The following is a 15,621-nucleotide window of genomic DNA, read 5'->3' on the forward strand; positions in this document are numbered from 1 at the left end:
TTTCCTTCAACGCGGCGACGGCTTCATGAGGGCGGACACCAATTGCTGCCGACGAATTTGCCCCGGTTCGAGACGATTGAGCACCCGAGCAATTAACTCCGGTTCCAAGACTGGCTTGCGGATATAGTCATCTCCCCCAACGGCAAAAGCCTGCACAATGGTTTCGGCATCGTGATGGGCGGTGAGAAAGAGAATGGGCAAGTTACCCCACCGGGGGTCGTTGCGCACCACCTGGCAAAGTTCAATCCCATTAAAACCTGGCATTTCTACATCTAAAATTAATAGGTCGGGAACCGTGGTCGTCAGTACCTCCCAAAAGCGGGTCGGATCGAGGAGGGGAGTTACCTGCAATCCCCAAGGGGACAAGATGGATGATAACCGATGTAAAATCACCGGGTCGTCATCGACAACCATGACTTGACCGATGACGGATTGAGGTCGGTAGAGCACCGGAGCCTTGGATTGATGCAGTGAATCTTGAATGGCTTGAAAAATTTGCGCTGGAGCAATGGGTTTCTGCAGAAATGCCTTTGCCCCCAGACGGGCCGCGGCGACGCGATCGCAGAGGCTATCTCGTCCCGTAAACACGAGTACTGGCAGCTGGGGATATTGTTGTTTGAGGGCTGCCAGCCAAGTCAATCCATCTTCATTGCTGGGGGAAAAGGTGAGATCTAACAAAATCACATCCGGTAAGGTCTGATCGAGGATCTGATCCGCTGCCGCCAGATTCGCCGCTACTTCTATCTGGAGCGATCGGGCACTGGCCTCAGCCTGCAATCCTTGGGCCAAGATTTCATCATCATCCACCACCAGCACCAGGGGGGATGGGGTCAGCGGTAAGGGGGGCGAAGGGGCAATTGCCGCTGAGTCGGGCTGCTTAAAGACAGGCTCCCGGTTGAGTTCCTGTTTCAGATCGGCAACCCATGCCGCCATCTGGAGATTGTCTGCCATGGACAAAGAGCGATCGGGACGTAAGATATCCTCAATTTGCTTTGCCAGGGTAGAACCCTGAGGAAAACCATACACCCCCAAGGAACCCACTAATTTATGCGCGGTTTGCTGGGCGGCCTGCCGCAGATCCGGTGTCAACTTACCCTCCTGAAACGCCACAATCACCTGACTCAGTAAGTGAATCTGTTCCGTGAAGGACTCTTTGAACCGCTCCCATAACCCCAACATCACCGTCTCAGCGGTTTCGGCAGCAGCCTGGGGTTCTGCACCCACAGCCGCTGCCTGACTTTTGGCAGGAGCGCCGGTCTCTAGGGGCCGGAGGCGATAGCCAAAACCATACATGGTCTCAATGAGATCCTGACTGGCTCCGGCTGTCCTGAGTTTCTGGCGAATCGCTTTGATGTGGCTGCTGATGGCGCTCTCCGTCGGGGGTTCATCCCGTTCCCATAGGCGATCGATCAGGGCGGCGCGACTAAAGATTCGCTGGGGGTGCAACAACAGTAATTCTAGAATGCCAAATTCTTTGGGTGTCAAACGCAATAATTGCTGGCCGTAACGGATTTCATTCTCCCTGCGATCCAGCTGCAAGTTTTCCCAAGTGACAACGGAGGCGACGGTTGTACTACCACGGCGCAGTAAGGCTCGCATCCGTGCTAGCAATTCTGGTAAATTGAACGGCTTGATCATGTAGTCATCGGCGCCAGCATCCAGACCCATGATGCGATCGGTTGCCCGATCCTTTGCCGTCAACAAGAGAATCGGGATCTGATAACCCTGGGTACGCAGCCGTTGGCAAACCCTAATGCCATCCAGTTCCGGCATATCAATGTCTAGCAGTACCAAGTCATAGTCAAACTGTGTTGCTAAATCCAGGGCAATTTGACCATCTACTGCGATCTCAACGTTGTAGTGATGCGCAATTAAGGTATTCTCCAGCAGCGTACGAGTTGCTGGATCGTCTTCCACCAATAAAATTCTCACAGTTGATGCTGGGTCATCGGGAACCAATGGGGGGGCGACTGCCAGGAATCGCATTATCAGCAGTTTTGCTGTCAATGACTCACCGCAATAGTCATTCTATCGAGCAATGGAACCGGAAGCGGCAGGTTGAAATGATTCTGCGGGTCCTGTAAGAATGGATCACACGCCCTAGACTACACTCCAATACTCGCAGACAAGCCAAGCTTTAGGGTTCTTCTCCCACAAGGGTTGAAGACCAAGCCCGAAAATTGGCTTGCTTCAAGGCACTCACCGTGGCTTGAGCATCTTGCACCCGGAACTGAACCCCTAGCCGCACCAATTGCCGTTGGTCATGGGAGGCGATTATTGCGATCACCAGGGTTTTAGCCTTGTCTTCTTCGAGGCGCTGTCCTTTGAGCACATCCCGCAAACGATGCTGCACTTCAATATCCCCTGCCTGCTGGGGCGGGAGTTCAACCATCACCATGCGGACATCTTCAATTGGTTCGGCATCTTCCACAATCAGCTGACATTGTTCATCGCGGCGATCGACCTTTCCCCAAATCATTAAGCGACGATCGGGCTGAATCTGCTCCTTAATCCGCTCATAGCTTTTGGGAAAGACCACGGCTTCAGCATGTCCTGTGAGATCTTCGAGCTGCACAATCGCCATGCGATCGCCCTTTTTGGTCGTAACAGCTTTGACTGCCGTCACCATCACAATGGCACTGACATGCATGTCTTCAGGTTGGGATTCCAGGTTACAGAGGCTAATGGGAGCCAGTACCTGAGCCGATTGCTGGATCGGTTTCAGGGGATGATCCGAGATATAAAAGCCGAGCAATTCCTTTTCCAGGCGTAACTTTTCCTGCTGGGGAAAATCTTCGACCTGCGGTGCTTTGGGAGCTAACTCATAGCTGGACTGCGTTGTAGCCCCAGGAGGTGGGGCCAGGAGATCGAACAGATTTCCCTGACCGATGGCGCGATCTTTGGCTCGGGATTGTGCCCAGTCCAGCACCAGTTCTAGATCATGGCTCAACTGCTTCCGATTCGAGTTGAGGCGATCGAAGGCTCCACACTGAATCAAGGCTTCCAAGGCTCGCCGGTTGACGGAGCGGTGATCAATCCGAGCATCCTTGAGACAGGCGACGCGATCGCACAGATCGGCGAGGGACTGAAAATCAACCCCCCTGAACCCGAGCTGCCAAGAGACACTCAATGGCACCGACGCCAACATTGCGCACCGCTGACAGTCCAAACAGAATGCGGTCTTGCAGGGGGGTGAAATCGACCCCCGAGCGATTGATATCCGGTGGCTCTACCTGAATCCCCATGGTAACGCAGGAGCCAATATACATCTGCACCTTCTCCTGATCCCCACTGTTGGCGGTTAAAAGTGCCGCCATATACTCCACGGGATAATTGGCTTTTAGGTACGCCGTCTGGTAGGTGACATAGCCATAGGCGGTGGAGTGGGATTTATTAAAGCAATACTCAGCGAACTTGACCATCTGATCAAAGAGATTTTCGGCAATCTTGGATTTGATGCCGTTCTTGGTCGCCCCATCAATGAAAATTTCCTGATGTTGTTGCATCTCGGAGGCTTTCTTTTTCCCCATGGCTCGCCGCAGTAAATCCGCCTGCCCAAGGGAATACCCAGCGAGATCCTGAGCCATTTTCATGATCTGTTCTTGATAGCACAGCACCCCATAGGTTTCTTCAAGAATGGGTTGCAACAATTCATGCTGATACTCAATCCGTTCTCGACCGTGTTTGCGGTTGATAAATAACGGAATCAGCCCTGCATCTAAAGGCCCCGGTCGATAGAGGGCTAAAATCGAAGAAATATCCTCTAGGCAGGAGGGTTTGAGTTCTCGGACAATTTGCCGCATCCCCGAAGACTCTAGCTGAAAAATTCCCTCTAATTGTCCCTTGGATAACAGCTCATAGGACTTGAGATCATCCATGGGAATCTGATCAATATCAATGGAAATTCGCTGGGTTTGTTGGATCAGATCCACGGTTTTCTGAATCATGGTCAGGTTCCGTAAACCTAGAAAATCCATCTTCAATAGTCCCAAAGTTTCCAGATCTTCCATGAAGTACTGGGTAATTACAGAGCCGTCATTGTTGCGTTGCAGGGGCACAATTTCATCCAAGGGTTCAGCGGAAATCACCACTCCGGCCGCATGGACTCCATAGGTTTTGTTGGTGCCTTCAATCCGCATTGCCATATCTAGCCAACGCTGGACAATGGGATCTTGGTCATACTTTTCCTTGAATTCCGGTGCGGGCGTTTGATCGGAGATCATGACCTTCAGCTTCACAGGTTTGCCCCGCACCACCGGGATCATTTTTGCCATGCGATCGGCATCCCCATAGGGAATATCTAACACCCGCGCTACATCTTTTAAAACGGCCTTAGAGGTCATGCGGTTAAAGGTAATAATCTGCGCCACCCGATCGTCCCCATACTTGGCGGTGACGTATTCGATCATCTGGGTACGCTTTTCAATGCAGAAGTCGGTATCAATATCTGGCATGGAGATCCGCTCTGGGTTGAGAAAGCGCTCAAAGAGCAACCCATGATGCACTGGATCAATATTGGTAATTCTTAAGGCGTAAGCCACCAGGGATCCGGCTGCCGAGCCTCGACCCGGCCCCACGGGAATCCCAATGTCTCGGGCATATTTGATGAAGTCCCAAACCACCAAAAAATAGGTGGAGAAGCCCATCTTCTGGATCATCTTCAGTTCATAATCCAGGCGATCGCGATAGTCCGCCGCAATTTCTGACCGCGAGGGGTGGTTGAAGCGGCTGAGTAAACCTTCCCAGGTCACCTGTTCTAAGTAGGTATCGGCGGTATGCCCCTGGGGCACCGGGAAATTAGGCAGGGGACTGCGACCGGTGATGTTGTAAGGTTCAATTTTGTCCGCCACAGCTTGGGTATTGGCGATCGCAGTTTGAATCACCGCTGCGGGTAAATGATCCTGGAACAGTTGCGCCATTTCTGCCGCAGACTTGAGGTATTCCGTGCCGCTGTAGCGGAGGCGATTATCCTCCGAGATCAGCTTGCCCGTTTGGATACACAGCAAGGCATCATGGGCTTCGACATCGTAGCAAGAGATGAAGTGAGAATCATTGGTGGCAATGTACTGAATTTCCAGTTCTTGGGCAATTCGGATCAGCTCCACATTCACAATCCGGTCTTCTTGAGAGCCGTGATCTTGAATTTCTAAGTAGAAGTCCCCTGCAAAGCGGTCTTTGTACCATTGAGCTACTCGACGTGCCACCTCGGGTTTCCCCTGTAAAATTGCCTGGGGAATTTCCCCCCCCAAGCAGGCGGAGGTGACAATTAAGCCGTCTCGATACTGCTCTAAAAGATCCTTGTTAATGCAGGGGCGGGAAAAAATTCCCTTACCCTGAACCCCTTTGAGGTTAGAGATTGTGGTCAGCTTCACCAGATTTTTGTAGCCCTGGGTATTCTTCGCCAACACCACCTGGTGATAGCGGGGACGCCGTTCCTGCTTTTCAATATCCCCGTTGATCACATACATCTCATTGCCAACAATGGGTTTGACGTTTTTGCTCCGGCAGACCTTGATCAGTTCCACCGCGCCGTACATCACCCCGTGATCCGTGAGGGCGATCGCGGGCATCCCCAGTTCCACCGCCCGATCCACGAGTTCGGGGAGTTGGCTGGCACCATCTAGCAGGCTGTAATCACTGTGAATATGTAGACCAACAAAGGACATAGCTGCCTAGAATCTCAGAAGGATTGTCACCAGCCTAACGGATTCCAGTACCCATCCCTGGTGGACGACGGAAAATCAGCATCCCGGCACTCTCAGGGCAAGGGCACGAGCCAGTGAGTTATAGAAACCCCAGATATTTTGAGAGTTTGAAACCCAGCCAAATTCCTAAAAAGCCACCCACCATGCCCAACAGAATCGAGGTGAGGGAAAAGAGGCTGCCCCCCCAGAGGGCGGGCACATAGCTACCGATGGTAGAGCCAAGGAACATGGAAGTCCCGATTAAGAATCGATGCATTTGCAGGAGTCCTATAGTTAGTTGACGGACAAAACTCAAGAAGCAACCCTGTAAGGTGGGACGGAGTCCGCTCAAAGCTTCTCCAAGGGACAAACGCAGGTTCCTTGATCCAACCACTGGGAACCGACTTGATGCAGGGCTGCCATCACGGGCTGAATCTGCCGACCCTTGGTGGTGAGGGAATATTCCACATGGGGGGGGCACTTCCGCGTAGACGCGCCGCGTTGCTAGGCCGTGGCGTTCCAGTTCCCGGAGGCGTTGGGTCAAAATTTTAGTGCTAATGCCCGGTAAGGCTTCCAGGAGTTCATGGGTGCGGCGATCGCCCGCAAACAATTCTCGCAACACCAGAATCGCCCACTTATTCCCAATTAAATCCACCACAAACTGAATCGGGCATTGAAACTCCAGGCACGGTTCGATTTCACCCATAAAGCCAGCGGCCAGATGAACTTTTAGCTTTCTGATTGTAACAACTCATAAAATCCCTGTTCTCGACTGAAATGCCCAAGACCATGGATGTGTCCCAATCTTTTCCTTTAGGTAACTATGGGGTGCACGGGGTAACTATCTTGTGACCCGCCAAGGAATCAGCTAAGAGATCAAACAGCGTCAGACCTGTGCCCACACCCCAATGCACAACTGTCCTTTCAGCTTTTCCATCGTTCAGTGCCCCTCAGGGGCAAGGTTTCCCAGGAGAATATCCCATGGTTTCGACCCTACAACCGCCCAATCCTGAAGTGTTTCAAACGGAAACAAAAAGCACCGTTCAAGAAACGCTGCTAACTCCCCGGTTTTACACCACTGATTTCGAGAAGACCGCGAATCTGGATCTCTCGGCGCAGGAAAAGGGTCTGCAGGCGATGCTAACGGAAATGCGCACTGACTATAATCGCAACCATTTTGTCCGCAATGAGGAATTTGAGCGCTCCTGGGATCACATTGTTGGTGAAGAGCGCCAAGCCTTCCTTGACTACTTGGAGCGCTCCTGTATCTCAGAGTTTTCAGGGTTTTTGCTCTTTAAGGAATTGTCCCGCAAGTTGAAGGGGCGCAGCCCCATTTTGGCGGAGATTTTCCAACTGATGGCACGGGATGAAGCCCGTCATGCTGGATTTCTGAATAAGGCGATGGGAGATTTTAAGCTGTCCCTCGATCTGGGCAAATTAACCAAACAACGCACCTATACCTTTTTCCCCATCGAGTGGGTGATCTATACGGTCTATCTCTCAGAAAAAATTGGCTACTGGCGCTATATCCTGATTTATCGGCATTTAGAGCAGCATCCAGAACATCGCTTCTATCCGATTTTTCGTATGTTTGAGAGCTGGTGTCAGGATGAAAATCGCCACGGAGATATTTTCAAAGCGCTGCTGCGATCGCAACCTCAACTCTGGGACACTTGGCAATCGCGGCTGTGGAGTCGGTTCTTTCTCTTATCGGTGTTTGCCACCCATACCCTTACCGTCCACGAACGCTCAATCTTCTACGACATGTTAGGACTCGAAGCCACTTCCTTTGACCGGGAAGTTATCCGCGAAACCAATGCAACCGCAGGACGGGCTTTTCCAGTGATGCTAGATACGGATCATCCAGCATTTTTTGATCGCCTGCATCAGTGCTCCAATCTCAACTTAAAAATCAGTGAGATTAATCGTAGTCACCAGCCCCAGATTCTGAAGTTCTGCCGCAAGTTGCCGTTGGTGCTGGCAATTTTTGGACATCTACTGCGGCTTTATTTGATTAAACCAATTGATGCCGAAGCGTTACGAGGAGTCGTCCGGTAAAACAACAATGAAATTACTATCTCCATTGAGAATCGGTCAACACGTTGCCCGTCATCCCATTCTTCAGGGGGGGATGGCAGTGCGGGTCTCTGGCGCAAAACTGGCTGGAGCAGTGGCAAATGCAGGCGGGATTGGGGTGATCTCCACTCTGGGATTGGGATTAACCTCACCGCACCTGGAACCTCAGGGCAGTCCGTCCAAAAAGGGACGCTTTTTTGAAGCTAATCGCTTGGCGCTGATCGAGGAACTGCACCAGGCTCGGGCAATCAGTCCTAACGGTGTGATTGGGGTGAATGTTCTAGTGGCGATGCGGGATTATCCGGTTCTGGCTCGCACCGCTGCTGAACAGGGTGCCAATCTGATCCTGGTTGGGGCAGGGTTACCTCTTGATTTACCCGAATACACCGCCGACTATCCCAATGTGGCGCTGGTGCCCTTGGTATCTACCGTGGCAACTGCCCGCAAGATATGTGAGCATTGGCAACGTCAATATGGTCGGCTACCGGATGGGCTGGTCGCCAATTGTCCGGAAACAGTGGGCGGACATGTGGGGGTTCAGTCCGAAGCCCTGATGAATGACTGTAGTTTGAAGCAGTTGATCCCTGATCTCGTGAACTACTTGCATGACGAAGTGGAGCTGCCAATTCCAGTGATTGCAGCCGGCGGAGTTTGGAATCGGATGGATATTGATAAGATGCTGGCATTCGGTGCCAGCGGGGTACAAATTGGCACCCGTTTTATCCTCACCCATGAGTGTGACGCAGATCCACGCTACAAGGAATTTCATCTCCAGGCTCAACCGGCAGATGTGGTGATTGTCCCCAGTCCGGTGGGGGTGCCGGCGCGGGGGCTGCGAAATTCATTTACAGATCAGGCGATCGCCGCCAGTAGTCGTAGCACTAGCTTGGCACCGTTAACGACGACGGCAGTCCTTTCCCGGTTTTCCAAGGATCGATGTATTGCTAACTGTCTGCACACCTGTCTTTATCGAGATCAGCAAGAAACCTACTGCTTAATCCAATCTCTCCATCGGGCTGCCGGGGGGGATGTGGAAAACGGTCTCGTCTTTTCCGGTACGCACACTGGACAGGCGGATCGGATTCTGACCGTATCCGAGTTGATGGCCGAACTGACCTTGAACTAACCTGGCTCTTACCTTACTCGTGCACCGTTCCATCTGGCATGATTGCCCCCTGGAGGTCAGCATCCGTGAGAATGGTTCCGGTCAGATCTGCGGATCTCAGATCTGCTTTTCTGAGGATGGCTCCGCTCAGATCTGCGTAACTGAGATCTGCCCTTCGCAGACAGGCTTCACTGAGGTCAGTGGCAGCACCTCCCCATTGGGCTCGTTGACTCAGGTTTGCCCGACATAACTTTGCACCCTCTAAATTGGCGTGATGCAGGAGCGTGGCGCTGAGTTCGGCATAGCTTAAATCAGCGTTGGTCAAAATCGCGAATCCCAAGTCAGTTCGCTGATCGGAACTGGGACGCAAGTCCGCCTCAAACAATTGGGTAGCGTTCAAGTTGGCACCCGTCAAATTTGCGCCACATAAACTGGCTTTATTGAAGTTGGCTTCATTGAGGCCAGCCTGCATGAGTTTAGCGCCACTCAAATCCGCTTCCCGAAGGATCGCCCGATAGAGATCTGCATCACTTAGATCTGCTCCCCAAAGAATGGTTTCACTCAGATCGGCCTCTCGGAAAGTCGCTTGCCTGAAGTCCGTTTTCCCCAACCGGGCTTGGCGCAAATCAGCCCGACCGAAATCAGCGCTCTTGAGACTGACACCGATCAGATCAAGTTCCCGCAAAATGGCGTTGCGAAAATCCCGTTCCCCAGCGGCGTATTTTCTGAGAAGCTCATCAGCGTCCATGTTTACGATCTCTAGGTTGGTGAATGAACCGCTGGATTTAGCCTCGTCTGCCGCCCAACCGATGGCGCTAGTGGCTGCCGCAATCCCTAGCTAAACCTTTTGGTACTCTAGCTTTGATGAGTGCAATGGCATCCCCTCGGAGCCAGGGACGTTTTCATTTTCATGGGGTCTGGGGGGCTTTCAGTTGAGCAAAGCTTTCGGCCTGCTGAAGCACGCGATCGCTGATGCGACCACATACAATTTCACACAGCTCAAAAATAATTGGGTCGGCAATACCATAGTAGGCGCTTGTACCCTTGGGCTGTCGAGACAAAATACCCGCCTGGGTCAGGGCTTTCAAGTGCTTTGAAAGATTGGCTTGACCCAAGCCTGTGGCTTCGCAGAGTTCCATAACATTCATCGGCCCTGACTGGAGGCAGTTGAGAATTTGCAACCGACTAATTTCTGAAAGCACCTTAAAGTAGTCAGCCACGGCAGTGAGAACGGTTGGATCAGTGGTAGAGAGATGAGTTCTGAACATGGAAAAACTTGAGAGATTAAGATCAATCATTGTTACCAAGACTCCAGACACTTTTCATCCATCACTGCAAGGCTTTCAGCATCAGATCCAGCCTGATCAGGGCATTCTAGGTTTAAAAGTCGTCTAGAACAGTGGATTCAATAACTAACTGGTACTATAACTAACTGCTGATTAAAAGTATAGCCTTTCCCTATCTCACCCGCCAGCGTTAAGGCTATGCCCTAACCCCCGATTGGCAAGGCTCTTGCCCTCCTGGGCTATGTTGGGGCGAGAGCCAGCTCTTCCTAGTACAACCTTGTACGTCTCTTTGGCGGCAATTAAATTGTTCGCCGCAGGCTTTGCACAAATATTTCTGGATCCAATTGTGGTCATGCAGGGTAATTTTGCCGTTTTTCACGATCTGGTGACTCTAACAAGCTGGGCAATACATAGGCTAGAATCCAATCTCTGTAATCAATTTCTAGCAATCATCCTTTAGAAGACCAGTGCCGAAACGCACTAGTGCAACGTCATATTTGGGCACACCTTGATTATCCATCCAGTAGCGCAAGGACTTATTCTGGATGAATTTGGCAGTCCTTAGCGACTCATTGATGGCCCTGAACTGGGTAGTTTTTCCGTAAGCGTTGAACTAAAAATTAGCATCTGTTTACGCTACAATTTCCAGTATAATTTTACTTCTCTTTGCGGCTTCGTTCGCCCAGCGTCTCCGCAGGAGAAACCCCTCGACTCAACGCCTTATATCCCACCTCTAAAGAGGGTGGATTTTAGGAGATTTCTATAACGGTTAATCGCACCCTTGTCTAGCTTTCTCAAGTTTGATGTCTCCGCGATCATCCAGGGATATACACAGGGCTATTTCCTGATGGCCGATGAGGATGGAAAAAATCTCGGGTGGTATTCCAGTCGCCAACGGACGTTAATTCCGCTGGATGAGCGGTTCCATTACCCGCGATCGCTGCAACGGGTATTGAATCAAAATCGCTTTACGGTGGCGGTCAATCGGGACTTTGGGGCGGTGGTTCGGGGCTGTGCCAACCGCGACACCACCTGGATTTCCCCAGAGCTTCAAGAAATTTACTGGGCATTATATGAAACCGGTTGGGCCTACAGCTTTGAAACCTGGCAGGGGGATCAACTGGCGGGAGGGATTTTGGGGCTGGCGGTGGGGGGACTATTCATTGGAGAATCAATGTTTTATCAGATCTCCGATGGTTCTAAGGTCGCCCTGGTCAAGCTAGTACAATGGCTGCGATCGCGGCAGTTTTTACTGTTTGATGCCCAAATGATGAATCCCCATCTCGCCCGATTTGGTGCCTATGTGGTGTCAGATCGGGACTATCAAATCCTCTTAAAGCAGGCGTTGCGTCGCTCCTGTCGTCTGGAGTAGGATTGCAGCCATTGGCATCTGGAAATCCATGACCGTTACTGTTGAAGTTGCCCATGCTGCCGCAGGTCGCCTCCGGGTGCGGATTCCCCAACTGGCGGATGATCGAGACTTCACCCATCAACTTGCGGATTGGGTCTCAGCGCTAGACGGGGTCGAGGAGATGCGCATCAATGGCATGGCGAGATCGCTGATCATTGAGTACTCACCCGCCGTCCTCACAGAGTCAGCTCTTCTAGACCAGATCAGCGGTTACATCCAGCAGGCGGATAGGGTGCCACTGGATAGTGAGCCTTTGCCCTCTGAAACTCAACTCCTGGATCGCCCCGTCATCTCTGACTGGGAGCATTTACCCCTGCCCTTCCTGAGCTTGGGACTGGCACTGGTGACCGCGCCATTGGAGTTGCCGCCGTTGCTGTTTGGAGTAGCCCTTGTCGGAGCTGCACTTCCCTGGTTAACCCGTGCCGCCGACAGCATCGTCCAGGATGGGCGACCCAATGTGGATCTTTTAGACTCCCTGTGGATGTTCCTACATGCGCTGCGGGGAGAATTTGTAGCACCGGCCCTCAAGACCACTCTGGTGGGATTGCGTCGCACCTTCCGGGGCACGACCAGTGACGAGCGGGCTGCCCAGGCTCAGGCTCCCTTAGATTTTGCGCCGGATTTAACCTGGATGGAGTTAGGGCGGCTGCAACAACGGATTCCCCTCACAGCCATGGAGGTGGGCGATCGCCTAGTGGTGGCAACTAATCAATTGATCCCAGTCGATGGCATCATTCTTACAGGGGCTGCGACCATTGATGCCGCTGAGATGACCCGAGAGACGCTGCCGAGTCACTGCACCGTTGGGCAGGCCGTCTATGCCGGCAGTCGTGTGGTGGCGGGGGAAGTGGAGATTTTAGTGCAACGCCTAGGGGATCAAACCAGGGCAGCCTGGATCGCTCATCTAATTAAAACACTCCCGGTTTACAGCACCGACGTGGGCACCCAACAGGCGATGCTCTCCCATTGGGCCGTGGTACCGACGATCCTGGGAAGTGCTACTCTTTTTGCCTTTACAGGAGCCCTAGGGCCAGCGATCTCGCCCCTACAGCTGGACTTTGGCAGTGGTGTGCAAATTTCCATGCCCACTGCCATCCTCTCTGCCCTAGTCTATGCGGCTCGTTCGGGAATTTATATTCGCAGTGGCCGCGCCTTAGAAGCCTTGGCTCACTCCTCCGCTGTGGTCATTTACCACCCCACGGATGCCTTCACACAGCGGCAGGATTTTAGGGAAGCGATCGCCCATCTGGAAGCCCAGGGCATGATCGTCCAGGATCTGAATCATTTACCTCCCTCTGAAATCGCTGCGGTGGTTCACGATCTACACCGCCAGGGCAAGACCATTGCTTGGATTGGGGATGCGATTCCAGAATTTGCCTCCCATGCCCACGCGGATGTATCGGTTGCCATGGCGCGACCGGGGGATCTGAATTTAGAGTCAGCGGACGTGCTGTTGCTAGAGGAGGACTGGCACCACCTGATTCTGGCGATCGCGATCGCCAAACAGGCACTGGCAGTGGTTTATCAAAATACAGCAGCGATTGTGATTCCCAACCTAGTGGTGGTTTTAGGAGGGGTCTTCTTAGGGTTCCCCCCGATCATCGCGGTTTGCACCAATAACTGTACAGCTCTGATGGCTGAATTGAATGGGCTGGCAGCTTTTGCGAATTGGCAGCCTCCCCTGGTTCAACCCGCCCTAAGCCTGCCCCCAGATATCCCAACCCCAGCAGTAGCGAACCCAACTGTTGACCATGAGACCCCCTTCCCGTTTCTCAATTCTCTGTATTCCTGGCAACTCACCTAAGGGCGGAGAAGCCACTGGAGCATCCTGCAACCCTGTACAATTGACGGATGCATTGACGGAAGCTGGTTATGTTGCGTCGCATCTCGTTGGCAAAGCTAGGGTTAGTCGTGGGGAGCGTCCTCACGGTCATCGGGTTCATTGCTTATGCAACGGATCATCCGACGTTGAACTTGATCGGCTTCTTCTACGGCATTCCCCTGCTGTTGGGAGGACTGGCACTAAAAACCTCTGAACTCCAGCCGGTTCCCTTCACGGTTCCGACAACAGATGAAGTGATCGCCCTCCGTCAACAACAGGCGACGGTGACGCAAAAAAATTGCGAGAGGATGTCACCCGCTATCGCTATGGTCAGGACACCCATTTGGATGATGCTTTGAAAAGCTTGGGACTGAATCCTAACAAAGACAAGTGTCCGATCCTGGTTGGTTTGCGGGAGGACGTAACAATAGGAGCCTACACCCTGATTTTAGAGTTTGATTCTCCCCTCATTCCCCTTGAAACCTGGGTGACTAAACAGGAGCGAATTGAGGCATTTTTTGGCCCAGGCATTCAGGTGGAACTGACCCAACCGGAGGTCAATCGGGTAAACCTGTCTATGGTAGCCACCCCCACCCCTGAAACAGCTGCCGTCTAAAACCCGAGTGCCGTTTTTGATGATTGATAGTCAATGAGTGGCTGACTTCAATATTCCTGGTTGGCATCGGCATTCCAATGGTAGAGTTGCTTGGCCGATGCCACCCGTTGAAATTCTTGAGGGTGATACTCAAACCCTGCTTGATGCAACAGTGATCCTACGGTCTCAATGTCAGCTGCTGCCATGGGTTCGATCCGGGCATCCGCCCCAAGGGATTTAATCCTGCCCCGGACATAAATCACGGCTTCATAGAGGGAATCTCCCAAGGCATCCCCCGCATCACCACAAATCACCAGGCATCCAGCTTGAGCCATAAAGGCTGAGAAACTGCCCACATTACCCCCCACAACAATATCGGCTCCCTTTAAGGAAATGCCGCACCGTAAGCTAGCATCGCCCTCAATGATCAACAGCCCTCCGTGGGCAGAGGCTCCAGCAGCTACGGAGGCAAAGCCCTTCACCCTTACCTGACCCGACATCATGTTTTCAGCCACGCCCGTCCCGGCATTACCGGTGATCGTGACTTGCGCCTGTTGATTCATGGCAGCGGCATAGTAGCCGGTGTGCCCCATAATCTCCACCGCAATGGGGGCATCTAACCCCACGGCAATGTTATGGGCACCATCGGGGTTGAGAATTGCCACCGTTTTCGGGGCTGTCTGCCCCGAAACTTGATGCAGAAATTGATTCACCTGCCGCAGCGGCACCTGAGCCAGATCGAAGGTCACACGCTCCATACGTATAGCTCCTCCGGTGCGGGTTCATAAATGTGAGCCTGGTGGACATCGGGGAGATGGGCAAGGGAACGGAACTCGGAAGCGATCGCCACATAGGCATCAGTTTCTGCCACCACCGCCGGTTTGCAGGCAAAGGCATCCCGCACCAGCGCCAGTTTATCCACCGTCCCCATCAGCAGGGTATAAAAGCCATCTAAGACTTCAAAGCCCTGGTGCAAAGAGGCTTCAAGATCATCACCTTCCCGCATCCGCCATTCGAGAAACCGACAGGCGGCTTCCGTGTCATTATCGGTTTCAAAGTCAATCCCCAGGGGTTCTAGTTGGCGCCGGATTTGATGGGGATTGGACAGGGAACCGTTATGCACCAAACAAAAATCCTCCCCAGCGGTGAAGGGGTGGGCATGGGCAGGGGTAACGGCTGATTCCGTAGCCATGCGGGTGTGAGCCACCACATGGGAGCCTTGCAGCGACTGGAAGTCATAGCGTTCCGCAACGGCCTGCGGTTGACCCGCATCTTTGTAGAGGGCGATCGCCCGTCCGGTAGAGAGCAGATGCAACAGAGGGTAGGCGGCCTTCAACCACCCCTGCACCCTGACTGGAGGCAAATCTGTAACCAGTACCGCTTGGTTGCCGTGGGTCTGGATTTGAGGACGACTGCCAAAGTTGCCTTGAAAGGCTTTCACCACCTTAGACCAGGGGAAGTTCTTGTCCCCAGCGTAGAGGCTATATTGGCGTTGGGGTTGGGGAAGCGGGGCCGTGAACACCGCTAGGCCTGCCGAATCAGGGCCGCGATCGCTCATGCCGATCAGCATCGGCACCATTAGTTTCCCTAGGGAGGGGCGCAATTCCGGTTGTTTAATGAGGAGACCGACAATTCCGCACAT

General features: G+C 52.7%; 10 protein-coding genes and 3 pseudogenes. 5 read left to right on the forward strand and 8 right to left on the reverse strand.

Annotated elements, in window-relative coordinates; translation table 11 throughout:
• Positions 1–6 precede the first annotated feature (6 nt).
• The 4 genes and pseudogenes from DO97_RS13865 to DO97_RS31300 form a co-directional block, all read right to left on the reverse strand.
• The gene (locus tag DO97_RS13865) at positions 7–1,932 is read right to left on the reverse strand and encodes a response regulator (RefSeq protein ID WP_036534518.1); all 1,926 of its coding nucleotides are present in this window, start codon (positions 1,930–1,932) and stop codon (positions 7–9) included.
• A gap of 205 nt (positions 1,933–2,137) precedes the next feature.
• A pseudogene (locus tag DO97_RS13870) lies at positions 2,138–5,666 on the reverse strand (DNA polymerase III subunit alpha).
• Between the two features lie 118 nt (positions 5,667–5,784).
• The gene (locus DO97_RS31295) at positions 5,785–6,036 is read right to left on the reverse strand and encodes a hypothetical protein (RefSeq protein WP_162183002.1); all 252 of its coding nucleotides are present in this window, start codon (positions 6,034–6,036) and stop codon (positions 5,785–5,787) included.
• Positions 6,033–6,426: pseudogene (locus DO97_RS31300) on the reverse strand (winged helix-turn-helix transcriptional regulator). The gene DO97_RS31295 and the pseudogene DO97_RS31300 overlap by 4 nt, the downstream one beginning before the upstream one ends.
• Before the next feature lie 239 nt (positions 6,427–6,665).
• Between DO97_RS31300 and acsF the strand changes: the two are divergent.
• Together acsF and DO97_RS13885 are read left to right on the forward strand one after the other, a co-directional pair.
• Complete coding sequence (gene acsF, locus DO97_RS13880) at positions 6,666–7,742, forward strand: magnesium-protoporphyrin IX monomethyl ester (oxidative) cyclase (protein ID WP_036534436.1); 1,077 nt, start codon at positions 6,666–6,668, stop codon at positions 7,740–7,742.
• Positions 7,743–7,749: 7 nt separating this feature from the next.
• Positions 7,750–8,886: an NAD(P)H-dependent flavin oxidoreductase gene (locus DO97_RS13885; protein WP_036534439.1), complete on the forward strand. Its 1,137-nt coding sequence runs from the start codon at positions 7,750–7,752 to the stop codon at positions 8,884–8,886.
• Positions 8,887–8,899: 13 nt separating this feature from the next.
• On the opposite strand, the gene hetL is transcribed toward DO97_RS13885, so the two are convergent.
• Together hetL and DO97_RS13895 are read right to left on the reverse strand one after the other, a co-directional pair.
• The gene (gene hetL / locus DO97_RS13890) at positions 8,900–9,613 is read right to left on the reverse strand and encodes a heterocyst differentiation pentapeptide repeat protein HetL (protein ID WP_036534442.1); all 714 of its coding nucleotides are present in this window, start codon (positions 9,611–9,613) and stop codon (positions 8,900–8,902) included.
• A gap of 160 nt (positions 9,614–9,773) precedes the next feature.
• Positions 9,774–10,133, reverse strand: a complete 360-nt coding sequence (locus DO97_RS13895; RefSeq protein WP_036534521.1) for an ArsR/SmtB family transcription factor — start codon at positions 10,131–10,133, stop codon at positions 9,774–9,776.
• A gap of 799 nt (positions 10,134–10,932) precedes the next feature.
• On the opposite strand from DO97_RS13895, the gene aat reads away from it, so the two are divergent.
• From aat to DO97_RS13915, 3 genes and pseudogenes are all read left to right on the forward strand, one after another.
• A complete protein-coding gene (gene aat, locus DO97_RS13905) occupies positions 10,933–11,523 on the forward strand; it encodes a leucyl/phenylalanyl-tRNA--protein transferase (RefSeq protein WP_036534446.1) in 591 nt (196 codons plus the stop codon).
• A gap of 28 nt (positions 11,524–11,551) precedes the next feature.
• A complete protein-coding gene (locus DO97_RS13910) occupies positions 11,552–13,366 on the forward strand; it encodes a P-type ATPase actuator domain-containing protein (protein WP_052128743.1) in 1,815 nt (604 codons plus the stop codon).
• Positions 13,367–13,434: 68 nt separating this feature from the next.
• Positions 13,435–14,000: pseudogene (locus DO97_RS13915) on the forward strand (DUF2854 domain-containing protein).
• A 47-nt stretch (positions 14,001–14,047) separates the two neighbouring features.
• Here the strand turns inward: DO97_RS13915 and DO97_RS13920 are convergent.
• A complete protein-coding gene (locus DO97_RS13920; RefSeq protein ID WP_036534449.1) occupies positions 14,048–14,737 on the reverse strand; it encodes a GltB/FmdC/FwdC-like GXGXG domain-containing protein in 690 nt (229 codons plus the stop codon).
• Entirely contained in the window at positions 14,725–15,621 is an 897-nt protein-coding gene (locus DO97_RS13925) for a class II glutamine amidotransferase (RefSeq protein WP_036534451.1), read from the reverse strand. Before DO97_RS13925 ends, DO97_RS13920 begins: the two co-directional genes overlap by 13 nt.

This window comes from Neosynechococcus sphagnicola sy1 (genome assembly GCF_000775285.1).
Taxonomy (GTDB): Bacteria; Cyanobacteriota; Cyanobacteriia; order Neosynechococcales; family Neosynechococcaceae; genus Neosynechococcus; species Neosynechococcus sphagnicola.